The following is a 20,655-nucleotide window of genomic DNA, read 5'->3' on the forward strand; positions in this document are numbered from 1 at the left end:
TCCCGCCGCCCCGTTCGCGGCGGGCACAACCACCGGGCGCGTACCCGGCACCGTTCGGCGGCCCCGCCCGGCAGCTCGCCGGCCCGCGGATCCGGCGCCGTACGGCCTCCCGCGTGCGGCGGGCTCAACTGCCGGAAGGCGGCGGGGTGTCGCGGCGGGCGGCGACGCGCTCGTGGAGGGCCTGGGCCTCCGCGGCGCGGCCGAGGCGGCGCAGGCACTGCGCCTCGTCGCTGCGGCTGGCGAGGGTGTCGGGGTGGGCGGCGCCGAGTACCTCCTCGCGGGCGTCGGCCACCTCGTGGTAGACGGCGAGCGCGCTGGCCCAGCGGCCGAGCCAGCCCAGGGCGACGGCGATCTCCCGCTTGCTGACCAGCGTGTCGGGGTGGAAAGGCCCCAGAACGCGGGCGCGGACGGCGGCGACGTCGCGGGCCTCGACGAGCGCGCGCTCCCAGTCGCCGAGCCGGCCGAGGTTGACGCCGAGCGCGTGCCGGGCGCGCAGCGTCTCGGGGTCGGTGGAGCCCGCGGTCCTGGTCCGGGCCTCGACGAGGGATTCGTACAGGGCGCGGGCCTCCGCGCTGCGGCCGAGCCGCCCGAGGCAGATGCCGGTCTCGTAGCGGGCGGCGAGGGTGTCCGGGTGGTCGGCGCCGAGGACGCGGCCGCGCGCGGCGGCGACGTCCTGGTAGACGTCGAGCGCCTCCGGCCAGCGGCGGGCCTTGCCGAGCATGTGGCCGACCTCGAAGAGGGTTATCAACGTCTGCGGGTGGTCCGCGCCGAGCACCCGGTGGCGCGCCTCGGCCACCTCGGCGGCCAGCGCGTGCGCCTCCTCGGTGCGGCCGAGGCACCCGAGGTTGTAGGCGAGGTTGTGCCGGCACTGCAGCGTGTCGGGGTCGTCGGGCCCCGAGGCGCGCAGCCGGGCGGCGAGCACGTCGGTGTATTCGCGGTGCGCCTCCTCGTGGCGTCCGAGCACCCCGAGCGCGTACGCGGCCTCGTGGCGCGCGGCGAGCGTGTCGTGGTGGTCGGGCCCGAGGACGCGGCCGCGCGCCTCGCCGACGTACGCGTACAGCCGGAGCGCCTCCTCGGTGCGGCCGAGGCCGGTGAGGCAGTAGGCCGTCTCGTAGCGGCTGCCGAGGGTGTCGGGGTGCTCGGCGCCCAGCGTGCTCTCGCGAGCGGCGGCCACAGCGGTGTGCAGGTCGTACGCCTGCCGCCACTTGCCGGTCCTGGCCAGGTCGATGGCCTCGGCGTGCCGCCCGGCCAGCTCCGCCTGTACGCCGGCGGCGGGGCCGGGCGGCGGGCCGGGGAAAGGCGGGCGCGCCCCGCGGGTGGACCACGCGCCGGTCAGCTCGTGGTGCGGGGCGGGCACCGGCCGGACGGAGGCGGCGGCGGTGCCGGTGGTCAGGTGCTGCGCCCACCCGGGCAGCGCGGCGGTCGGCGCGGTGCCGCCGGAGAGCGCCGGCGGCGGGTGCGGGAGCCCGCCGCCGCGCAGCGCCTTGAGCCGGCCGCAGACGTCGGCGGCGTCCTGCGGGCGGTCGTCGGGGGCCTTGGCGAGCAGGTCGAGGATGAGCCGGTCGATTTCCGCGGGCAGTTCGGGGCGGCGGGCGCGCGGCGGGTCGGGGACGGTGTCGCGGTGGCCGACCAGGATCGCCCAGGTGTCGCCGAGGTCGAACGGCGGTGCGCCGGTGGCCAGTTCGTACAGCACGCAGCCCAGCGAATACAGGTCGCTGCGGTGGTCGACCTCGCCGGAGGCGCCGATCTGCTCGGGCGACATGTAGTGCGGGGTGCCCATGGCCACGCCGGTGCCGGTGAGGCGGGAGGTGAAGCCGATGTCGTGGCCGAGCCGGGCGATGCCGAAGTCGCAGATCTTCACACCGCCGTCGGCGAGCCGCATGATGTTGGCCGGTTTCAGATCCCGGTGGACGATGCCCTGCGAATGGGTGTAGGCGAGCGCGTCGGCGACCTGCTCGGCGATGTCGATGACGTCGGGGACGGGCAGCGGGTGGCGCTGGGCGTCGTCGAGGACCTGGAGGAGGTTGCGCCCGTCGAGCAGCTCCATCACCAGGAAGAGCAGGCCGTCGTGCTCGCCGAAGTCGTGGACGACGGTGATCCCGCGGTGCTGGAGGGCGGCCGCGACCCGCGCCTCGCGGCGGAAGCGCTCCTGGAGGATCCGGGTGAACCCGGCGTCCCTGGCCTGGCCCAGGGGCTTGAGGCACTTCACGGCGACCTTGCGGCCCAGCGACTCGTCGAGCGCGAGCCACACCTCGCCCATGCCGCCGCGCCCGATCAGCTCGTGCAGCCGGTAGCGCCCCTGGATGACCGCGGCCTGCTCCGCCCCGCCGCTGTGCCCGTGGTGGTCCCCGTGATGTCCCGCCGCCATCGCGTACCCGCCCCCGTGGTCCTCGGTGCTTCCCCGCACTCAGTATGGCCGGGCCGCGCCGAACACGTCACCTCGCATCAGGGCATATCCGCTCAAGGCCCACCGGCGCCCGCGCCCGCGGCGGCCGGCAGCCTGCCGGGCGAGGGGCGCGTGCCGGGGCCGAGCCGGGCGACGGCCCGCAGGATGTGGCCGGGCGGCAGCTGCCACCGCACCCGCGCCGGAACAGCCCGCAGCAGCCGTCCGGCGGTGCGCAGCCGCCGGTCGGCGGCGGCCGGCGCGGGCCCCGGCCGCCCGTACAGCTCCTGCGCCCAGGGCGGCAGCGCCGCGTAGGCGGTGCCGGACACCGCGCGCCACACCGCGAGCCGCAGCGGCAGCAGGGGCCAGGGCACGGGCGGCGCGGCGAGGAAGCCCGCGATGTCGCCGGACTCGGGCGTGGCGGCGAGCCGCGGGCGTACGGCGTCGAAGTACCCGGCGAGCTGGGCGGTGCTCCCCGGCACGCCGGCGGGGTCGAGGCCGACCAGGCGGGCGGCCTCGCGCTGCTCGGCCACGTACGCGTCGGCCTGGGCGGCGGTCAGCGGGTAGCCCGAGCGGCGGGCGACCCCGAGGTAGGAGTCGATCTCGGCGCAGTGCACCCACAGCAGCAGCTCGGGGTCGTCGACGCGGTAGCGCTCGCCGGTGTCCGGGTCGGTCGCCGAGAGCCTGCGGTGGATGCCGCGGATACGGGCGCCGGCGCGCTCGGCGGCGGGCGCGGTGCCGTAGGTGATCTCGCCGACGAAGGACGCGGTGCGCAGCAGCCGCCCCCACGAGTCGTGCCGGACGTCGGAATTCTGCACGACGCCGCGCACCGCCCTCGGGTGCAGCGCCTGGAGGTAGAGCGCCCGGATGCCGGCCACCCACATGACCGGGTCGGCGTGCAGCTGCCAGGTCACCGAGTCGGGTCCGAAGATCCCGGGGTCGGCGTCGCTCATGACGGCCTCCTTCACCGGCCCACGGTAACCGCGTCCGCGGCCCGCCGGGGAGGGGCCGGGAGGATACCGCAGGGCCCGCGGGCCCCGCCGTACGTGGTGCCCCGCGGGCGGCGGAACCGTACGCTGGAGATCCCGTGGCCCGTGCGGACGGAGTAGCCGATGAAGATGCTGATCAACGTCGCCGAGAACGTGGTCGCCGATGCGCTGCGGGGTATCGCCGCCGCGCATCCCGAGCTGACCGTGGACGTGGACAGGCGGGTGATCGTACGGCGCGGCGCGCCCTACGAGGGCAAGGTCGGCCTGGTCTCCGGCGGCGGGTCGGGGCACGAGCCGCTGCACGGCGGCTTCGTCGGCCGCGGCATGCTGGACGCGGCCTGCCCGGGCGAGGTCTTCACCTCCCCGGTGCCGGACCAGATGGTGCGCGCCGCGGCGGCCGTGGACAGCGGCGCCGGGGTGCTCTTCATCGTGAAGAACTACACCGGTGACGTGCTGAACTTCCAGATGGCCGCCGAGCTGGCCGAGGACGAGGGCGTGCAGGTCGCCACCGTGCTGGTCGACGACGACGTGGCGGTGACCGACAGCACGTACACGGCGGGGCGGCGCGGCACGGGCGCGACGCTCTTCGTCGAGAAGATCGCCGGCGCGGCGGCCGAGGAGGGCGCGGCGCTGGACCGGGTCGCCTCGCTCGCCCGGCAGGTCAACGCGTCCGCGCGGTCCTTCGGCGTGGCGCTCTCCGCGTGCAGCACCCCGGCCAAGGGCGGGCCGACCTTCGACCTGCCCGACGGCGAGCTGGAGCTGGGCGTCGGCATCCACGGCGAGCCGGGCCGGGAGCGGCGCGCCATGATGACCTCCGGCGAGATCGCGGACGCCGCGGTGGAGGCGGTGGTGTCCGACCTCCAGCCGGACGGTCCGGTGCTGCTGCTGGTCAACGGGATGGGCGGCACCCCGCTGCTGGAGCTGTACGGCTTCAACGCCGAGGTGCAGCGCGCGCTGTCCGAGCGCAAGATCCCGGTCGCCCGCACCCTGGTCGGCAACTATGTGACGTCCCTCGACATGGCGGGGGCCTCGGTGACGATATGCAGGGCCGACGAGGAGCTGCTGCGGCTGTACGACGCCCCGGTCGCCACCCCGGGCCTGCGCTGGGGCTGCTGACCCCTGCCCCGCCCGCGCCCGGCGCACCGCCCCGGCACGTACTCCCGCACCCCCTCCCGCACCACCGGCGAAAGGACCGCGCGAACCCGATGAACGCAACCCCCGATCCCGAGGCGCCGGTCGACGCGGCCTTCGCCCGCCGCTGGCTCGCGGCGGCGACCGCCGCCGTCGAACGCGAGGCCGCGCGACTGACCGAGCTGGACTCCCCCATCGGCGACGCCGACCACGGCGCGAACATGCGGCGCGGCTTCCTGGCCGCGCGGACCGCCGTCGAGCAGGAGGCGCCGCAGACCCCGGGCGGGGTGCTGGTGCTGGTGGGCCGCACGCTGATCAGCACCGTCGGGGGCGCCTCCGGCCCGCTGTACGGGACGCTGCTGCGCCGGGCGGGCAAGGAGCTGGGCGAGGAGCCTGCGGTGCCGGCCGCGCGGCTGCGGGACGCGCTGGGGGCCGGGATCGACGGGGTCGCGCAGCTGGGCGGCGCGGTGCCGGGCGACAAGACGATGCTGGACGCGCTGCTGCCGGCCCTCGACGCGCTGGGCGGCGCGCTGGAGGCGGGCGACGGCGCGGCCGGGGCGTTCGCGGCGGCCGCGCGGGCGGCCGGGGCGGGGGCGGAGGCGACCACGCCGATGCGGGCCCGCAAGGGCCGGGCCAGCTATCTGGGCGAGCGCAGCGTCGGCCACCAGGACCCGGGCGCGACGTCCTCGGCGCTGCTGGTCGAGGCCTTCGCCGAGGCAGCACGGGAGGACGCATGAGCACCCCGCTGGTCGGAATAGTGCTGGTCTCGCACAGCGCGCAGGCCGCCCAGGCGGTCGCGGACCTCGCCGCCGGGCTGAGCGGCGCGGGTGCCACGGTGCCGGTCGCGCCCGCGGGCGGCGCGCCGGACGGCGGTTTCGGCACCAGCTCGGACCTGATAACGGCCGCGGCGAGCGCGGTGGACCAGGGCGCTGGCGTGGCGGTGCTCGCCGACCTGGGCAGCGCGGTGCTCACCGTCAAGGCGCTGCTCGCGGACGAGGAACTGCCCGCGGGGACGCGGCTGGTGGACGCCCCCTTCCTGGAGGGCGCGGTCGCCGCCGTGGTCACCGCCTCGACCGGCGCGGACCTGGGCGCGGTGGCCGCCGCCGCGGCGGACGCGTACGCCTACCGCAAGGTCTGAGCGCGGAGGCCCGCGGCCCCTCCCCCGTCCGGAGCGGGGAGGGACCGCGGGCCGCGCGTGCCGGACGGGCGGCTCAGCGGCCGTGGACCAGCAGGGTGCGGACCATGCGGCAGGTGGTGTCGGACGGCTCGTGGACGCCGATCCGCTCGGCGGCGTCGCGTATCCGCCCGTTGCCGGCCTGGGCCGGTTCGTACACGCCCGCGTCGAGCAGGGCGATCACCAGGCGCATGGACTTCAGCCGCCGGTTGTGCGCGATGTACCACGCACGCGGACGACCGGCGGGCAGCGCCCGCTTCGGCAGCGGACTCTTGTGCGGCACATTCTTCGGCGGGGACAGTACGGCAGCGGGCATCGGCAACCTCCTGCGGCGTCGGCCGAACCTCTCGAACACTGACTATTTTACTGCCCACCACTGACAAAGTCCGCTGGCCAGACACCATATGACGAATGTTTGTACGACCGTTTGACCGCGATGCCGAGTCCCTGTCACGGCGGCATGACGGGGCCTCCGTCAGCCCGCCGCGGCGGCGGTGCCCGCCTGCGCGGCCGCGATCTCCTCCTCCGTCATCGGCAACCCGTGCGGATTGCCGGACGCGCCCGCGTGCGGCTTGACGAACAGGCAGCTCAGCGCGCCCACCGCGAGCACGCCGACGGAGACCAGCAGTGTCGGCCCCATGGCGTCGACGAAGCCGTGCCCGAAGACCGTGGCCGCGGCCTCCCTGACGCGCGCGGCGGTGTCCGCGGATACGCCCTTCGGCAGCGCCGGCCCCGCCGTCCCGGACGCGACGTCCAGCCGCCGCCCGGCCGCGTCGAAGCCGTGCACGAAGGCGGTGCGGTATCCGGCCGGCACCTCGCCCGCGTGCCGCGCGGCCTGGTCCTTCAGCCCGGCCGCGAACCGCCCCTGCAGCACCGCCCCGACGACGGCCCCGGCGAGCACCGAACCCATCTGCCGCACCGCGTTGTTGACGCCCGAGGCGGCACCGGTCTGCTGCGGCGGCACGTTGCGCATCGCCTCGCCCGCCATCGGCGAGAAGGTGCATCCCGTGCCCAGGCCCATCACGAACAGCGGTGTCACGACGCCGGTCCAGCTGCCGCCCGCGTCCGCGGCCAGCGCGATCCACGCCAGGCCGCCGCCGAACATCAGCAGCCCGGCCAGCAGGATGTACTTGGCGCCCAGCTTGTCGGCGAGGACCGAGGCGGGCCCGGCCGTCACGAAGGTGCCGACCGACAGCGGCAGCAGCACCAGGCCGGCCTTGAGGGCGCTGTAGCCCAGGACCGACTGGAGATAGACGGTGAGCGGCAGGAAGAGGCCGACGATACCGAACGAGATGGCGACGCCGACGATGTTCATGAGGGTGAAGTTGCGGTCCCGGAAGAGCGCGAAGGGCACCAGCGGTTCGCCGTCCTGACGGCCCCGCTGGTGCAGCAGGAAGCCCGCCCCGACCACCGCGGCGGCGGCCAGGCACGCGATGATCCAGCCGTTCCAGTCGTAGCGCTGGCCCTCCGTCAGGCCGAAGGTCAGCAGGAACAGCGCGACCGTGGACAGCAGCGTGCCCGGCACGTCGAAGCGGTGCCGCACGGTGCGCGCGGGCGCCGGGAACCACGCGAGGGCGCCGATGATGCACAGCACCCCGAGCGGGACGTTGACGAAGAAGATCCAGCGCCAGTCCAGCCGGGTGACCAGCAGGCCGCCCACGGTCGGCCCGGCCGCGCCCGACACCCCGGCCACGACGCCCCACACGCCCAGCGCGGCGCCGCGCTTGCCCGGCGGGAAGACGTCCACGATGAGCGACAGCGTCTGCGGCAGCAGCATCGCCGCGCCCACGCCCTGCACCGCCCGGAAGGTGATCAGCTGGGCCGGGTCCTGCGCCAGCCCGCACGCGAGGCTGGCGACGGTGAACAGCGCGACGCCGCCGACGAAGAGGTTCTTCTTGCCGTTCAGGTCGCCCAGCCGGCCCGCGGTGATCAGCAGCACGGCGAGCGCCAGCGTGTAGGCGTTGGTGATCCACAGGATCTGGTCGAGGGAGGCGCCCAGCCGGCCCACCATGTCGGGAATGGCGATGTTGACGATGGTCAGGTCGAGCAGCGTCATGAAGAACCCGACGGACAGCACGGAAAGGACCGCCCACGGGTTGCCCCGCATTGATCTCACTTTTCCCTCCTCGCCGCGTGCGTGCGCGCGCTCGCGGCCTCGTGGTCGCACCGCTCGCGGTCCTGTGCGGGACGGCGGGCGCGGTGCGCGGACGAGCCGGTGCGCTCGGCGCGCCCTCCCGGCTCCTGCCAGTCAGAGGGGCGCCGCGCGGCGCGATGTGACATCGCGGCGGGGACGGTTCGCCGGGGCGGTCCGGCGGGGCGGGCGGGGCGCGGCGGCCCCGCCCGGCGGGGTCAGGGAGCCCGGTGGCCGCGGTCGGCGGGGGCGGCGGGCGCGAACCAGGTGGGGTCGTCGCGCAGGGCCAGTTCGATCCGGCCGCGGGCGGTCGGGCCGAGTTCGGGCAGCTCGTCCACGGCGAACCAGCGCACGTCCAGCGACTCGTCGTCGTTGACCCGCGCCTCCCCGCCGACCGCGCGGCAGCGCAGCACGATGTCGATGTACTGCGCCCGGTCGCCGTTGGGGTAGACCACCGGCTCGTTGGTGAAGACGCTCAGCACCCGCTCCACGATCGCCAGGACGCCGGTCTCCTCCTCGATCTCCCGCACCGCCGCCTCCGCGGGCTGCTCGCCGGGGTCGGGAATGCCGCTCAGCAGCGCCCACCTCCCGGTGTCGGTCCGCCGGTTCAGCAGCACCCGCCCGCGGTCGTCGAACACCACCATCACCACGCCGGGCAGGAAGAGGAGCGTGTCGCCCGCCTTGGCACGGATGTCCAGGATGAATTGCGGAGTCGCCATGACCCGAGCCTACGAGACGCCGGGTGAACACCACATCCGCACCACGTTTCCCACGGACGACAAGGTTGCCGCGCAAGCGCCCCCCGCGGCCCGCCCAGCCGTTACCGTGACCCGGAAAGAGCGCCCACGTGGGGAACGCGGACGCGACGGCAGCCGTCGCGCCCGCGGGGGTCAGGGGGTATCGGGGGGCATGGACACGACGGCCGGCGAACCGCCGGGCGCCGCACGCGCGCGGCGTGCGCAGGGTCCTGACAGGCACGCCGGGGGGCGCCGCCAGGGCGGCGGTCTCGCCGACGCGGCCGGGATCGCGGTGCTCGGCTGCGCCTCGGTCTGGGCGCTCGTCGCCGCCGCGGGACGCCCCGCCCGGCCGGAGGGCACGCTGCTGGCTGTCCTCGCCGTTTCCGCGGGATACGCGCTCGGCCGCATCCTGGGCGCGCTGCTGCCCGCGCTCGCGCCCGCCGCTGCCGCCGCTGCCGTCCTGGCCCTGGTCCTCGTGCCGGCCGGCCGGCTCACCGCCCGCCCCGACGCGCCGCCGCTGGGCTACCCCAACGCCGATGCCGCGCTGCTGGTGCTGGCCACCGGCGCCGCGTGCTGCGCCGCCTGGACCGTACGGGGCAGGCGGCGGCGGATCGCACTGCGCGCGGCGGGGCTGGGCGCGGCCGCCGCCGCGCTGGCGCTGGGCTCGGCCGCGGGCTTCGTGGCGGGCGTGGCGGTGGTGCTGTGCTCGCTGGCCGCCGCACGCCTGCGCCGCCGGCTCCCCGCGCTGGCCGCGCTCGCCCTGGTCGCCGCCCTCGCGGTGGGCACGACCTGCGCGGTCGCGGTGGACGCGCTGCCGGCGGGCCTGTCGGCGTCCCTCACCGGCCAGCTCACCCAGCCGCGCGTGGACCTGTGGCACGAGGCCGCCACGCTCGCCGAACGCCATCCGCTGCGCGGCGTGGGCCCCGAGCGCTTCGCCGACTCGGCGCCCGTGGACTCCGCGGGGGAGGACGCCTACCCGGACGTGACCCTCGCCGAGGGCCCGGCGTCGGCGTCACCGCAGTCCGCGCCGCTCCAGCTCGCCGCGGAGCAGGGCATTCCCGGGGTGGTGCTGCTGGCCGTCTCCTTCGGCTGGCTGCTCACGGCCCTGTGGCGCTCACCGCGCCCCACCCCCGTCGTCCTCACCGCCGCCGCCACCCTGACCGGCCTGGCGATGCTCGCGGCCGTCGACCACGTGCTGAGCTACGCCGCCGTCACCGCGGGCACCGGCTTCCTCGCAGGCATCGCGACGGCCCGCCCCCTCACGCCCGACCAGCTCCCACCGGAAACCTGAGCCACCCGGGTGAGGCCCCGCCCGCGCCGCCAAACGCGAACCGGTGCACGCCTCTCCCGGAGTCAGTGCGCCGGCGCCGCAACGCGTGGCGCCGGCGGTCGGGTGACGCGAGCCCCGGCGGTACGCGCGCGGAACAGCACCTGCGGAACGCGCCTTCGCCCCGGAGTCCGGCGGCAGCGCCCGGAACACGGTTCACGGGCGGCCGGGGACAGGTGGGCGGGCCGGGACGCGGCAGGCCCGCCCCGGGCCGGACGGCGCCGGGGTCAGGAGCTGGCCAGCGGGCGGGAGCGCAGGCGCAGCCATGCGGCGATGGCCTGCACCGCGCCCTCGGGGTCGTCCACCGTGACGGTGAAGCGACGGTCTCCGCCGAGGTCGATGACGATGCCGGGGCCGCGCCGGACGATGACCGCCGTGCCCTTCTCGGGGCGCCATCGGTAGCCCCAGCCGCCCCAGGTGCGCGGGCTGATCAGCGGGGCCAGCCGGGCGCCGCTGACATCTGCGAGCGGGATCCGGCGGCGCGGCAGCCCGATGTGGCCGCACCGCACCTCCACGCACTCCCGGTCGACCTGCACCTTCACATGGGTGAAGGCGACCGTGCCGAAGAGGATCAGCAGTCCGGCGGCCAGGCAGCCGACGACGGACATCACCAGGGGTACGAGATCGGTCGTGGCCGGCTGGTCGACGGCCAGCTCGATGCCGAGCGCGAGGCAGGCGGCACCCACGACGGCGAGGACCCACTGCATGCGGTTGCTGGCGCGGCCCGTCCACACCTGAGGCGCGACGGACTCCGAGCGAGGAGCGTGCGTCATGCTCGAAGCGTACCCACCCGGCACGATTCGGGCAGCCCCGCCGCGTCAGGCCGTGGCGGGTGTCACGCAGAGCGCCGCACCCTGCGGGTAGCCCGCCGCGACGGGCTGCAGCGGCGCGCTCACGCCGTTGAGCAGCACCTCCAGGCCGCCACTGCCCTCCGGCACGCCGCCCGTGGCGGCGATCCGGCGCAGCGCCTGCGCGGCCACCGCCCCCGCCGAGCCGAACAGCCGGGCGCCGGGCACGGCCGCCGCGATGCGGTCGGCGACCAGCTCGTAGTGCGTGCAGCCCAGCACGACCGCGCGCGCCCCCGCCGGGGTCAGCGCCGCGGCGGCGGCCACTGCGGCCCGTACCGCCGCCTCGTCGCCCGCCTCCACGGCGGCGGCGAGGCCCGGGCAGGGCACCTCGGTCACCTCGGCGGCGCCGCCGAACTCGGCGATCAGCTCGCGCTGGTAGGCGCTGCCCGTGGTCGCCGGGGTGGCCCACACGGCGACGGCGCCGCCGCCCGCCGCGGCGGGCTTGATCGCGGGCACCGTGCCCACCACCGGCAGTCCCGGCTCCAGTGCGGCCCGCACCGCGGCGAGCGCGTGCACGGACGCGGTGTTGCAGGCCACGATCAGCGCGTCGGGACCGCGCTCGGCGGCGTCCAGCGCGCAGCGCAGCGCGCGGTCGCTGACGTCCTGCCCCGTCCGCGGCCCCCAGGGCATGCCCGCCGGATCGCTCGACAGCACCAGGTCGGCGTCCGGCCGCAGCTTCCGCACGGCCGCGGCGGCGGCCAGCAGTCCGATTCCGGAGTCCACGAGTGCGATCTTCACGCCTTCACAATAGGCGCCGCCGGGACTGCGCCGCCGGGCGGCACCCGCGGTGCGGCAGACTGCGCGGGTGACGGTGACGACAGTGATCGCAGGGCTGTCCCTGCTCGTGTGGGTGTGGCTGCTGGCGGGGCAGGGCTTCTTCTGGCGGACGGACGTACGGCTGCCGCGCGCGGACCGCGACCCCGAGCGGTGGCCCGCGGTCGCCGTCGTGGTGCCCGCGCGGGACGAGGCGGAGGTGCTCGGGACGAGCCTGCCGTCGCTGCTGGCGCAGCGGTACCCGGGCAGGGCCGAGGTCTTCCTCGTCGACGACGGCAGCACCGACGGCACCGGGGACCTCGCCCGCGAGCTCGCCGCCGAGCACGGCGGGCTGCCGCTCACCGTCTCCTCCCCCGGCGAGCCGCCCGCCGGCTGGACCGGCAAGCTGTGGGCCGTACGGCACGGCATCGCGCTCGCGCGCGAGCGCACCGGCGCGGAGTACCTGCTGCTCACCGACGCCGACATCGCGCACCGCCCGGACAGCCTGCGCGCGCTCGCCGCATCGGCCACGGGCGCGGACCTCGACATGGTGTCGCTGATGGCCCGGCTGCGCGTCGAGACCGGCTGGGAGCGGCTGATCGTGCCGGCGTTCGTGTACTTCTTCGCGCAGCTCTACCCCTTCCGCTGGATCAACCGGCACCGCTCCCGCACCGCGGCGGCCGCGGGCGGCTGCGTACTGATCCGCGCGTCCGCGGTCGACGCCGCGGGGGTGCCGGACAGCATCCGGCAGTCCGTGATCGACGACGTCGCGCTCGCCCGCGCGGTCAAGCGGTCCGGCGGGCGGATCTGGCTCGGCCTGGCCGAGCGCGTCGACAGCGTGCGCCCCTACCCGCGCCTGGCCGAACTGTGGCGGATGGTTGCGCGCAGCGCCTACGCGCAGCTCCGGCACAATCCGGCGGTCCTCGCCGGTACGGTGCTCGGGCTCGCCCTCATCTACCTCGTCCCCCCGGCCGCGGCGATCGGCGGTGCCGCCACCGGCTCCTGGGCCCTGTGCGCCGCGGGCGCCGCCGCGTGGGCCGTCATGACCCTCACGTACCTGCCGATGCTCCGCTACTACGCCCAGCCCCTGTGGCTGGCCCTCACCCTCCCCTACACGGCGGGCCTCTACCTCCTCATGACCGTCGACTCCGCGGTCCAGCACTACCGCGGCCGCGGGGCGGCCTGGAAGGGCCGCACCTATTCCCGCCCGGACCCGACATAGCCCCTCCGGGGCCCGCCCCCTCGACGTACGTCGCCGGCTTTCCCGCCGCGGGGGTTTCCCGCGCCTGACGGCGCGGTGTTCTCCCACCCGCACCACCCGTGCGGGTAGGAGCGAAAAGTGCCGGTCTTCCTGTGGGCCGCAACCACCATCGGCGGCGAACCCGCCGTACGACAGGAGGGGGACGATCCGGGGGTGCCCCCGGAGGAATGCGCACGCAGGTCCTACCAATTGCGTATGAGGTCAGACGCGCATTCCGAGGAGGTACCCCCGGAGTGGCACCCGACCCCACCGCCGGGCCGCCGCGAAGGGGCGCGGGGAACGGCGCGAGCAACCACCCACCGGCGGAAGGTCGCGCAACCAACCGAACCCCCACCCCAGCGCGCCAGCGCAAGCTCACGCGTCCGCGGGCACCCACCGCAGAGCCCATCCGTACGCGTAGTCGACCGTCCGCTGGGGGCTGAGCCCCGGACGCGCCGGGAGGTAGCGGGCCTCGCGGCGCAGCCGCAGCACCTCACCCGAGCCCCCACCCCCACGCTCCCGCGTGATCAGCACGAGCGCACACACCGCCGACCCACCCCCGGAGGGAGGCGGCAGCGCGAAATCCGCCGGCGGCCCGTGCTCGGGCCGCACCTCCACCGTGCCGCCGGAGTCCGAATCCGCGAAGCTCCCGCCCCGCAGCGCGAGAAAGACGAGCACCCGGCGGAAACGCACCGCCTGGTCGAGGTTGACGGTCAGTTCGGCCCGGCCGCCGCCCGCGTCGAGCTGGACGTACGGCGGCAGCCACAGCGCCCCGGTGGCGCCGCCGAGCGCCTGGACGACCCCCTTGCGGCCGTCGGCGAGCTCGAAGAGCGCCCCCAGCTCGGCGCCACCCTCCGCGCGCCCCGCGCCCTCAACACCCGACCCGCCGTAGGCGATCCGCAGCAGCCCGGGCCCCAGCCGCGTACCGGCTGCCTCCCGTCGGCCCGCCCCGGCGCGGGAGCGCTGCGCGGCGGACGGGAGTGGCGGCGCGGTGCGGGACAGGGCGCGCAGCCGCCACCCCCCGCCCTCCCGGTAGCACTCGCCGACCGCGGTCGCGGGCCCGCCGGTGACGCCGGGCAGCTCGAACCGCACGGGTCCGCCGCCGGCGAGCGCGCTCAGCCGCGGCGCCGGGATCCGCGCGTCGGGCCCGCCCTCGGCGCGTACCACCACGAGCACCGCGGTGACCGCACTTTCGAGTGACGCCAGGTCGAGCACGAGGGTGTCCACGGCCGAGCCGTCCGCGCCGCCCTCCCCCGTGTGGGTGATGGCTCCCGAGGCGTGCGCGGGCGCCGCGGCGGCGACGAGGTCCGCGGGGCCGCGCACCGCTCCGTCCGCGAGCAGGAGCGCGCACAGCTCCGCCCGCGGTGTCCCCTGACCCGCGCCGCGGCGGAACTCCAACCGGACTTCCGCGCTCGGCAACCGGACGCTTTCCCCCCTGCGCAGCAGCACTGCCATCCTCCCCCGGCGCGTCGCGCCTCCCCGGCGGCCCCTCCGGCGCACGCCTTTTACCTGATCACAGCGCTGTTCCTTGACCGGTTTCCGGGGATTCGCTCGTATTGGGGACATCGTGCCACGCGGGAGCCGTCAAACACCCGTCAAACAACCCTCTAATCGGTCTCCCCAACGACCACATCGTGGGCTTAACTTATGGCCCATGACCACCCCCCGCGGTTCGTACGGTGGCGGCTACGGCGGCTACCCCTCGTCTGCGTCCTTCCCGGACACCCCGATCTACGACAGCCTCGTCGCCGAGCGCGGCACGCCGCAGATCGCCCCGATCCGCGTACCGACGCCGTACTCCGGTTTCGACTCGGGGATGCCCACCGGCTACGGCGCCAACCTGCCCGCCACCCGGCCGGCGCTGCCCGCCCTGCCGGCCGGCCCCTCGTCGCCCTCCTACCAGCCGCCGCAGCCCCCGCCGCCCGGCGGCTACCCGGGCGGCGGCTACCCGCAGCAGCCCGCGCCGTACGTCCCGCAGCAGGCGCAGCCGCCCCGCGGCGGCTACGCCAACAACGGCTTCAACGGCAACAGCGGCTTCAACGGCGGCTTCCCGCCCGGCGGCGCGCCCATGGGCCAGCCGATGGGCCAGCCCATGAACGGCCAGCCGGGCGGCCACCCGGGCAGCTATGGCGGCGGCATGCCGCAGCAGGCTCCGCCCGGCGGCTACGAGGCCGCGCGTCCGGTGCCGCCGCGTCCCGTTCCGCCGCGCCAGGTGCCCGGCGGGCACCCCGAGGAGCAGTACCCGCGGCGCAACCTCGGCAACGGCGGCGGGGGTTACTACCAGGGCTGACCTGCGCGGCATCCCGCTGGCACCATGGCGTCATGAGTCCGCTGACGCTGAGCGCCCTGAACGTCCATCCGGTCAAGTCGCTGCGCGCCGTCGGCGTGCGCGAGGCGGTTGTCGAGCCATGGGGGCTCGCGGGGGACCGCCGCTGGATGCTGGTCGACGCCGGCGACGCGGCCGTGACGCAGCGCGAGCACGCACGGCTGGCGCTGGTCGGTGCGCTGCTGCTGCCCGGCGGCGGGCTGCGGCTGTCCGCGCCCGGCCTGCCGGACCTCGATGTCGCCGTGCCTCCCGCGGGGGCGGAGTCGCGCGGCGTGCGGATCTTCGCGGGCAAGGTCGACGTGGTCGCCGCCGACGCCTCGGCCGACGCGTGGTTCGGCGCGTATCTCGGCGAGCCGGTGCGCCTGGTGTATCTGGACGAGCCCGCCGTCCGGCGGCCGATCGACCCGGCGTACGCGCGCCCCGGCGAGACCGTCAGCCTCGCCGACGGCTATCCGCTGCTGCTCACCTCGTCCTCCTCGCTCGACGCCCTCAACGCGCTGATCGCCGCCGGGGACCGCCCCGCGGAGGGGCCCCTGCCGATGAACCGCTTCCGGCCCAACGCGGTGGTCGACGGCGCCGGCGCCTGGGCGGAGGACGACTGGCGGCGGGTGCGGATCGGGGAGGTGGTCTTCCGGGTCGCCAAGCCCTGCGGGCGCTGCGTGGTCACCACCACCGACCAGTCCACCGCCGTCCGCGGCAAGGAGCCGCTGCGGACGCTGGCGCGGCACCGCAACGTCGGCTCCCGCCTGCTCTTCGGGCAGAACCTCGTCCCCGAGGGCACCGGAACCCTGCGCGTCGGCGATCCGTTCACCGTTCTGGAGTGACGGCCCGTCCCGCTCTTCCGGCGGATGCGGACGGCTTTGCGCGTCGGTCGCCGCATCCCGGGGTATGCGTGGGCGGTAGGGACGGGTGAAGGGGGTGCGGCCGTGGCTCGTCGGAGCAGGACCACCAGGTTCGGGTGGCGTTGGCGGCGCAATCCGCTGCGCCGGCGTTCCGATGTCGTCGAGGCCTGGATCGGGCTGGTCACCGTGCTGCTGATCTGCACGGTGCCGCTCGTCGGCTGGTGGGCCGGCCGGTCGGCGGACCACGCCCTGACCCGGGTCGCGCGCGTCCAGCGGAGCGAGCGCACCCTCGTGCCCGCCACCGCGGTGCTCGCGTCCGCGGCGCGCGGCGCCACCACCGCGCCGGGCGCGGAGCGGGCGGTGGGCCGGCAGGTGGATCCGGCGGGCGAGGAGGTGCTGCGCTGGACGGCGCCGGACGGCACGGCGCGCTCCGGGAAGGTGCCGCTCGGGCTGGAGGTGCGGCGCGGCAACCAGCTGATGCTGTGGACGGACCGCCGGGGCGAGCTGGTCGCGCCGCCGCTGGACCGCGCGACGGCCACCGCGCACTCCGCGCTCGCCGGGGTGACGACGGCGGGCCTGGCGGCCGGGGCGCTGCTGCTGGCCCGGCAGTTGCTGCTGTGGCGGCTGACGCAGCGCAGGATGGCCTCCTGGGACCGCGCGTGGGCCCGGTTCGGCCAGGACTGGGGCCGGGCCGGCGCCGGGGGCTGACGCGGCGGCGCACGGCTTCGCCGCGGAGGTGCCCCGGTGCGCGGGCGGATGCGCCGGGCGGCGCCGCCCGCCTGACGGGACGTCGTCAACAGCGCCCCTTCGCGCACGCTACGGTTGATCCCCGGTCGGCCGACGCAAGAGGTGGGGGCAGGGCAACCCGATGGCACATGGCGTGGTGCAGGTCACCAACCCGAGCAGTTCACGGTGGCGCCGCCGCACGGGCGAGTACGCCACGGTGTCCGACGCGCTGGCCGCCGCCGCCGACGGCGACGTGCTGACGGTGGGTCCCGGCACGTACCGCGAGAATCTGGTGATAGACCACGCGGTCACGCTGCGCTGCGCGGACGGCCCCGGCACGGTGCGGATCGCCCCCGCGTCGGGCGTGGCGGTGACCGTGCGGGCGGCCGCCGCGGTGCACGACCTGGTGGTCGAGGGCCAGGACAGCACGGCGGCCGCGCTGCTGGTCGAGGCGTGCTCGCCGGAGCTGACGGGGCTGCGGGTCAACGCGCGCTCGGCGGTCGGTGTCGAGGTGCGCGACAACGCCCGGCCGACGGCCCGGCGTTGCACGGTGGACAACCCGGCGGGCGTCGGCATCAGCGTGCTGGACGCGGCGGGCGGGCTGTTCGAGGACTGCGAGGTGCTCGCGGCCGGCCAGTCCGGCGTGGCGGTGCGCGCGGGCGGCAGCCCGCGGCTGGAGCGCTGCCGGGTGCACCACGTATCGGGCTCGGGCCTGTCGGTCACCGGCGAGCACAGCTCGCTGGAGGCGGTCGACTGCGAGGTCTTCGACGTGCGCGGGACGGGCCTGCACCTGTCGCAGCGCGCCTCGGGCCAGCTCACCGACTGCCGGGTGCACGGCACCACCGGCGACGGGATCTCGCTGGATTCCGACGCGGTGCTGTCGATGTCCGACTGCGACGTCCACGACATCCCGGAGAACGCCGTGGACCTGCGGGCCCGCGCGGTGCTCACGCTGACCCGCTGCACGGTCCGCCGCTTCGGCCGCAACGGCCTGTCGGTGTGGGACCCGGGCACGAGGGCCGACGCCAACGGCTGCGAGATCCACGACAGTACGGGCGACTACCCGGCGGTGTGGGTCAGCGACGGAGCGGTGGCGATAATCGACGCCTGCCGTGTGCACGACGTGCCGGACGCGCTGTTCGTGTTGGACCGCGGCTCGCGCGCGGACGTGGTGGACAGCGACTTCACGCGGATCCGCAACACCGCGGTGTCGGTGAGCGACGGCGCCAACGTCCAGCTGGACGACTGCCGGATCCGCGAGGCGGCGACCGGCGCGTGGTTCCGCGACCACGGCAGCGGCGGCACCTTCGCCCAGGTCACCATCGACTCCGCGGCGACCGGCGTGATCGTCACCAAGGGCGCGGACCCGGCGCTGGAGCGCTGCACGGTGACCAACACGACCGAGTCCGGCATCTACGTCTCGGCGGAGGGCCGCGGCACCTTCACCTCCTGCAAGGTGACCGGCAGCAAGGGCTACGGCTTCCACATCATCGACGGCTGCCGCTCCACGCTGACCCGCTGCCGTACCGAGCGCTGCGCCCGCGGCGGCTACGAGTTCGCCGAGCCGGGCCCGGTGACGGAGGAGTGCACGAGCGACCGGGCCGCGACGCCCGAGCCGGCCCCCGTCACCGTGCCGCCGGTGCCCGAGCGGCAGTCGGCGGGCCGGTCGTACGGGCTGCTCGGCGAGGTCCCGCGGCAGCAGCCCGCCGAGCCCGCGGCGCAGCCGGCGCCCGCCCCGGCCGCCGGGCGCGAGAGCACCGAGGTGCTGGCCGAACTGGACGCGCTCGTCGGCCTGGACGGCGTCAAGCGCGAGGTGCGCACCCTCATCGACATGATCGCGGTGGGCCGCCGCCGCAGGGAGGCCGGCCTCAAGGCGCCCTCCCCGCGCCGCCATCTGGTCTTCACCGGCTCCCCCGGCACCGGCAAGACCACCGTGGCGCGGCTGTACGGGGAGATCCTGGCCTCGCTCGACGTGCTGGAGCGCGGCCACCTGGTGGAGGTGGCCCGGGTCGACCTGGTCGGCGAGCACATCGGCTCGACCGCGATCCGCACCCAGGAGGCCTTCGAACGGGCCCGCGGCGGCGTGCTGTTCATCGACGAGGCCTACTCGCTCGCGCCGGAGGACGGCGGCCGGGACTTCGGCCGCGAGGCGATCGACACCCTGGTCAAGCTGATGGAGGACCACCGGGACGCGGTGGTGGTGATCGTCGCCGGGTACACCGCCGAGATGGAGCGCTTCCTCGCCTCGAATCCCGGTGTGGCGTCCCGCTTCTCCCGGACGATCACCTTCGGCGACTACTCCGCCGCGGAGCTGCTGCGGATCGTGGAGTCGCAGGCCGCCGAGCAGGAGTACCGGCTCGGCGACGACGCGGGCGAGGCGCTGCTGAAGTATTTCTCCGCCCTCCCCAAGGGCCCCGCGTTCGGCAACGGCCGGGCGGCGCGGCAGGCGTTCGAGGCGATGGTGGAGCGGCACGCGGTGCGCCTGGCGCACGTCGACGAGCCCACCCACGACGAACTCCAGCTGCTCTACCCGGAGGATCTGCCCGAGCTGCCCTGAGCCGCGCGCGCCGCGCCCGCGCCCCGACGGGGCGGAAGGGGGCGGCCGCCGGGCGCGCGGCGGGGGGCACGTGGAAAGATGGGCGGATGCGCCCCCGGCGCACCGCGGCGGCCGGTCACGCCGGGTACAACCCAGAACGCACAAGACGCAGAAATCGCAGAAGACGAGGTCACGGGTGGGCGACAACCAGAACCTCCTCGCCGAGCAGCGCCGGGCACTGATCCTGGACGAGGTGCGGCGCCGCGGTGGTGTGCGGGTCAACGAGCTGACGCGCCGGCTCAACGTCTCGGACATGACCGTCCGCCGGGATCTGGACGCGCTCGCCCGCCAAGGCGTGGTGGAGAAGGTGCACGGCGGCGCGGTGCCGGTCGTCGAGGCCAGCAGCCACGAGCCGGGCTTCGAGGCGAAGTCGGGCCTGGAGCTGGGCGCCAAGGAGGCCATCGCGACGGCCGCCGCGGCCCTGGTGCCGCCCGGCAGCGCGATCGCCCTGGCCGGCGGCACGACCGCCTACGCCCTCGCGCACCACCTGCTGGACGTACCGGACCTGACGGTGGTGACCAACTCCGTGCGCGTCGCCGACGTCTTCCAGAACAACCAGCGGCGGCCCGGCGCCGCCCCCGGTGAGGGGTCGGCGACGGTGGTGATCACCGGCGGGGTGCGGACGCCCTCGGAGACCCTTGTCGGGCCGGTGGCCGACCGGGCGATCCAGGCCCTGCACTTCGACCTGCTCTTCCTGGGCGTGCACGGCATCTCGGTGGAGGCGGGCCTGTCGACGCCGAACCTGGCGGAGGCCGAGACCAACCGGCATTTCGTCCGCTCGGCCCGCCGGGTCGTGGTGATCGCCGACCACACCAAGTGGGGCACGGTGGGCCTCAGCTCGTTCGCGTCGCTGGAGGACGTGGACACGCTGGTGACGGACGCGGGGATCCCCGAGGTGCTGCGGGCCGAGATCGCCGAGCACCTGTCGGACCTCATCGTGGCGGGCGAGCCCGCGGAGGGCTGAGCGGCGGGCCGCCGGGGTCCGCCCCGGGGCTCAGCCGCCGATCCAGGACCACGCGCTGCTGGGCGCCAGCAGGAAGAGCGCGACCGCGGCGACCAGGACGATGCCGGCGAAGGCGCGCAGCCGCCGCACGCCGGGCGTCGGGGGGCGCCGGGGCGGCCGGTTGTCGGGCCGCCACGCGGCGGCGTGCTGCGAGGGGGTGTGCGGCCGGCCGCGGCGCCGTCCGAAGCGGTGCGGCCCGGCGTCGACGCCCTGCTCGTCGTCCTCGCGCAGCCGGCGGGCGACGATCCTGGCCCGCGCCGAGGGCTCCTTCGGCGCGGTGGCGCGTATCGCCCGCTCGGAGTCGTTGGCGAACTGCTCCCACACGTCGTCGGGCAGCGACGGCTCGTCGGCCGCGGGTGGTGGTTCGGTGGTCACTTCTGCGCTCTCGTCTCGTCCAGGCATGGCCGGGGCGGCGGCACGCGGCACGCTTTCCCCCCACCGGCGAATCG

19 protein-coding genes are annotated in these 20,655 nt (G+C 76.0%); 10 read left to right on the plus strand and 9 right to left on the minus strand.

All coding sequences use genetic code 11. The features are described 5' to 3' along the window. Positions 1 to 124: 124 nt before the first annotated feature. Together ACH4SL_RS31965 and ACH4SL_RS31970 are read right to left on the minus strand one after the other, a co-directional pair. Positions 125 to 2,368, minus strand: a complete 2,244-nt coding sequence (locus ACH4SL_RS31965; RefSeq protein ID WP_398452173.1) for a tetratricopeptide repeat protein — start codon at positions 2,366 to 2,368, stop codon at positions 125 to 127. Positions 2,369 to 2,460: 92 nt separating this feature from the next. Further along, positions 2,461 to 3,336 (minus strand): oxygenase MpaB family protein, encoded by an 876-nt coding sequence (locus ACH4SL_RS31970; protein WP_398452176.1) that lies wholly within the window; start codon positions 3,334 to 3,336, stop codon positions 2,461 to 2,463. A gap of 159 nt (positions 3,337 to 3,495) precedes the next feature. Here ACH4SL_RS31970 and dhaK point away from each other — a divergent pair, with 159 nt between their 5' ends. The 3 genes from dhaK (at position 3,496) to ACH4SL_RS31985 (ending at position 5,641) form a co-directional block, all read left to right on the plus strand. Beyond that, positions 3,496 to 4,488, plus strand: a complete 993-nt coding sequence (gene dhaK, locus ACH4SL_RS31975; protein ID WP_398452178.1) for a dihydroxyacetone kinase subunit DhaK — start codon at positions 3,496 to 3,498, stop codon at positions 4,486 to 4,488. 89 nt (positions 4,489 to 4,577) lie between these two features. Further along, entirely contained in the window at positions 4,578 to 5,240 is a 663-nt protein-coding gene (dhaL, locus tag ACH4SL_RS31980) for a dihydroxyacetone kinase subunit DhaL (protein ID WP_398452181.1), read from the plus strand. Beyond that, a complete protein-coding gene (locus ACH4SL_RS31985) occupies positions 5,237 to 5,641 on the plus strand; it encodes a PTS-dependent dihydroxyacetone kinase phosphotransferase subunit DhaM (protein WP_398452184.1) in 405 nt (134 codons plus the stop codon). The genes dhaL and ACH4SL_RS31985 overlap by 4 nt, the downstream gene beginning before the upstream one ends. 73 nt (positions 5,642 to 5,714) lie before the next feature. Here ACH4SL_RS31985 and ACH4SL_RS31990 read toward each other — a convergent pair whose 3' ends face one another. From ACH4SL_RS31990 to ACH4SL_RS32000, 3 genes are all read right to left on the minus strand, one after another. Then, positions 5,715 to 5,993 (minus strand): hypothetical protein, encoded by a 279-nt coding sequence (locus ACH4SL_RS31990; RefSeq protein WP_398452187.1) that lies wholly within the window; start codon positions 5,991 to 5,993, stop codon positions 5,715 to 5,717. 159 nt (positions 5,994 to 6,152) lie between these two features. Further along, the gene (locus ACH4SL_RS31995) at positions 6,153 to 7,784 is read right to left on the minus strand and encodes a DHA2 family efflux MFS transporter permease subunit (protein ID WP_398452629.1); all 1,632 of its coding nucleotides are present in this window, start codon (positions 7,782 to 7,784) and stop codon (positions 6,153 to 6,155) included. A gap of 242 nt (positions 7,785 to 8,026) precedes the next feature. Continuing rightward, complete coding sequence (locus ACH4SL_RS32000; RefSeq protein WP_398452190.1) at positions 8,027 to 8,527, minus strand: NUDIX hydrolase; 501 nt, start codon at positions 8,525 to 8,527, stop codon at positions 8,027 to 8,029. Between the two features lie 190 nt (positions 8,528 to 8,717). Here ACH4SL_RS32000 and ACH4SL_RS32005 point away from each other — a divergent pair, with 190 nt between their 5' ends. After that, positions 8,718 to 9,836 carry an O-antigen ligase family protein gene (locus tag ACH4SL_RS32005; protein ID WP_398452194.1) on the plus strand — a complete coding sequence of 373 codons (1,119 nt, stop codon included), beginning with the start codon at positions 8,718 to 8,720 and terminating at the stop codon, positions 9,834 to 9,836. Positions 9,837 to 10,099: 263 nt separating this feature from the next. On the opposite strand, the gene ACH4SL_RS32010 is transcribed toward ACH4SL_RS32005, so the two are convergent. Both ACH4SL_RS32010 and ACH4SL_RS32015 read right to left on the minus strand, forming a co-directional pair. After that, positions 10,100 to 10,645, minus strand: coding sequence for a hypothetical protein (locus ACH4SL_RS32010; protein ID WP_398452197.1), 546 nt, complete (start codon positions 10,643 to 10,645; stop codon positions 10,100 to 10,102). Positions 10,646 to 10,690: 45 nt separating this feature from the next. Further along, positions 10,691 to 11,458, minus strand: a complete 768-nt coding sequence (locus ACH4SL_RS32015) for a glutamate racemase (RefSeq protein WP_398452200.1) — start codon at positions 11,456 to 11,458, stop codon at positions 10,691 to 10,693. Between the two features lie 49 nt (positions 11,459 to 11,507). On the opposite strand from ACH4SL_RS32015, the gene ACH4SL_RS32020 reads away from it, so the two are divergent. Further along, positions 11,508 to 12,695 carry a glycosyltransferase gene (locus ACH4SL_RS32020; RefSeq protein ID WP_398452203.1) on the plus strand — a complete coding sequence of 396 codons (1,188 nt, stop codon included), beginning with the start codon at positions 11,508 to 11,510 and terminating at the stop codon, positions 12,693 to 12,695. A gap of 393 nt (positions 12,696 to 13,088) precedes the next feature. On the opposite strand, the gene ACH4SL_RS32025 is transcribed toward ACH4SL_RS32020, so the two are convergent. Then, a complete protein-coding gene (locus tag ACH4SL_RS32025; RefSeq protein WP_398452206.1) occupies positions 13,089 to 14,279 on the minus strand; it encodes a TerD family protein in 1,191 nt (396 codons plus the stop codon). An 88-nt stretch (positions 14,280 to 14,367) separates the two neighbouring features. Here ACH4SL_RS32025 and ACH4SL_RS32030 point away from each other — a divergent pair, with 88 nt between their 5' ends. The 5 genes from ACH4SL_RS32030 to ACH4SL_RS32050 all read left to right on the plus strand — a co-directional run bounded on the left by ACH4SL_RS32030 (position 14,368) and on the right by ACH4SL_RS32050 (position 20,167). After that, positions 14,368 to 15,003 carry a DUF6643 family protein gene (locus tag ACH4SL_RS32030; RefSeq protein ID WP_398452209.1) on the plus strand — a complete coding sequence of 212 codons (636 nt, stop codon included), beginning with the start codon at positions 14,368 to 14,370 and terminating at the stop codon, positions 15,001 to 15,003. A 32-nt stretch (positions 15,004 to 15,035) separates the two neighbouring features. After that, positions 15,036 to 15,863: an MOSC domain-containing protein gene (locus tag ACH4SL_RS32035; protein ID WP_398452212.1), complete on the plus strand. Its 828-nt coding sequence runs from the start codon at positions 15,036 to 15,038 to the stop codon at positions 15,861 to 15,863. A 102-nt stretch (positions 15,864 to 15,965) separates the two neighbouring features. Beyond that, the gene (locus tag ACH4SL_RS32040; RefSeq protein WP_398452215.1) at positions 15,966 to 16,589 is read left to right on the plus strand and encodes a hypothetical protein; all 624 of its coding nucleotides are present in this window, start codon (positions 15,966 to 15,968) and stop codon (positions 16,587 to 16,589) included. A 160-nt stretch (positions 16,590 to 16,749) separates the two neighbouring features. After that, positions 16,750 to 19,164, plus strand: coding sequence for a right-handed parallel beta-helix repeat-containing protein (locus ACH4SL_RS32045; protein WP_398452218.1), 2,415 nt, complete (start codon positions 16,750 to 16,752; stop codon positions 19,162 to 19,164). A gap of 175 nt (positions 19,165 to 19,339) precedes the next feature. Next, positions 19,340 to 20,167, plus strand: a complete 828-nt coding sequence (locus ACH4SL_RS32050) for a DeoR/GlpR family DNA-binding transcription regulator (RefSeq protein WP_398452221.1) — start codon at positions 19,340 to 19,342, stop codon at positions 20,165 to 20,167. A gap of 30 nt (positions 20,168 to 20,197) precedes the next feature. On the opposite strand, the gene ACH4SL_RS32055 is transcribed toward ACH4SL_RS32050, so the two are convergent. Then, positions 20,198 to 20,581 (minus strand): hypothetical protein, encoded by a 384-nt coding sequence (locus ACH4SL_RS32055; RefSeq protein WP_398452223.1) that lies wholly within the window; start codon positions 20,579 to 20,581, stop codon positions 20,198 to 20,200. Positions 20,582 to 20,655 lie beyond the last annotated feature (74 nt).

This window comes from Streptomyces sp. NPDC021020, assembly GCF_044333285.1.
Lineage (GTDB): Bacteria > Actinomycetota > Actinomycetes > Streptomycetales > Streptomycetaceae > Actinacidiphila.

Excerpts from the sequence above, each read along its gene's own strand:
- ACH4SL_RS31965 (WP_398452173.1), bottom strand. The coding sequence starts at position 2,368 with ATGGCGGCGGGACATCACGGGGACCACCACGGGCACAGCGGCGGGGCG.
- ACH4SL_RS31970 (WP_398452176.1), bottom strand. The coding sequence starts at position 3,336 with ATGAGCGACGCCGACCCCGGGATCTTCGGACCCGACTCGGTGACCTGG.
- dhaK (WP_398452178.1), top strand. The coding sequence starts at position 3,496 with ATGAAGATGCTGATCAACGTCGCCGAGAACGTGGTCGCCGATGCGCTG.
- dhaL (WP_398452181.1), top strand. The coding sequence starts at position 4,578 with ATGAACGCAACCCCCGATCCCGAGGCGCCGGTCGACGCGGCCTTCGCC.
- ACH4SL_RS31985 (WP_398452184.1), top strand. The coding sequence starts at position 5,237 with ATGAGCACCCCGCTGGTCGGAATAGTGCTGGTCTCGCACAGCGCGCAG.
- ACH4SL_RS31990 (WP_398452187.1), bottom strand. The coding sequence starts at position 5,993 with ATGCCCGCTGCCGTACTGTCCCCGCCGAAGAATGTGCCGCACAAGAGT.
- ACH4SL_RS31995 (WP_398452629.1), bottom strand. The coding sequence starts at position 7,784 with ATGCGGGGCAACCCGTGGGCGGTCCTTTCCGTGCTGTCCGTCGGGTTC.
- ACH4SL_RS32000 (WP_398452190.1), bottom strand. The coding sequence starts at position 8,527 with ATGGCGACTCCGCAATTCATCCTGGACATCCGTGCCAAGGCGGGCGAC.
- ACH4SL_RS32005 (WP_398452194.1), top strand. The coding sequence starts at position 8,718 with ATGGACACGACGGCCGGCGAACCGCCGGGCGCCGCACGCGCGCGGCGT.
- ACH4SL_RS32010 (WP_398452197.1), bottom strand. The coding sequence starts at position 10,645 with ATGACGCACGCTCCTCGCTCGGAGTCCGTCGCGCCTCAGGTGTGGACG.
- ACH4SL_RS32025 (WP_398452206.1), bottom strand. The coding sequence starts at position 14,279 with ATGTCCCCAATACGAGCGAATCCCCGGAAACCGGTCAAGGAACAGCGC.
- ACH4SL_RS32030 (WP_398452209.1), top strand. The coding sequence starts at position 14,368 with ATGACCACCCCCCGCGGTTCGTACGGTGGCGGCTACGGCGGCTACCCC.
- ACH4SL_RS32035 (WP_398452212.1), top strand. The coding sequence starts at position 15,036 with ATGAGTCCGCTGACGCTGAGCGCCCTGAACGTCCATCCGGTCAAGTCG.
- ACH4SL_RS32045 (WP_398452218.1), top strand. The coding sequence starts at position 16,750 with ATGGCACATGGCGTGGTGCAGGTCACCAACCCGAGCAGTTCACGGTGG.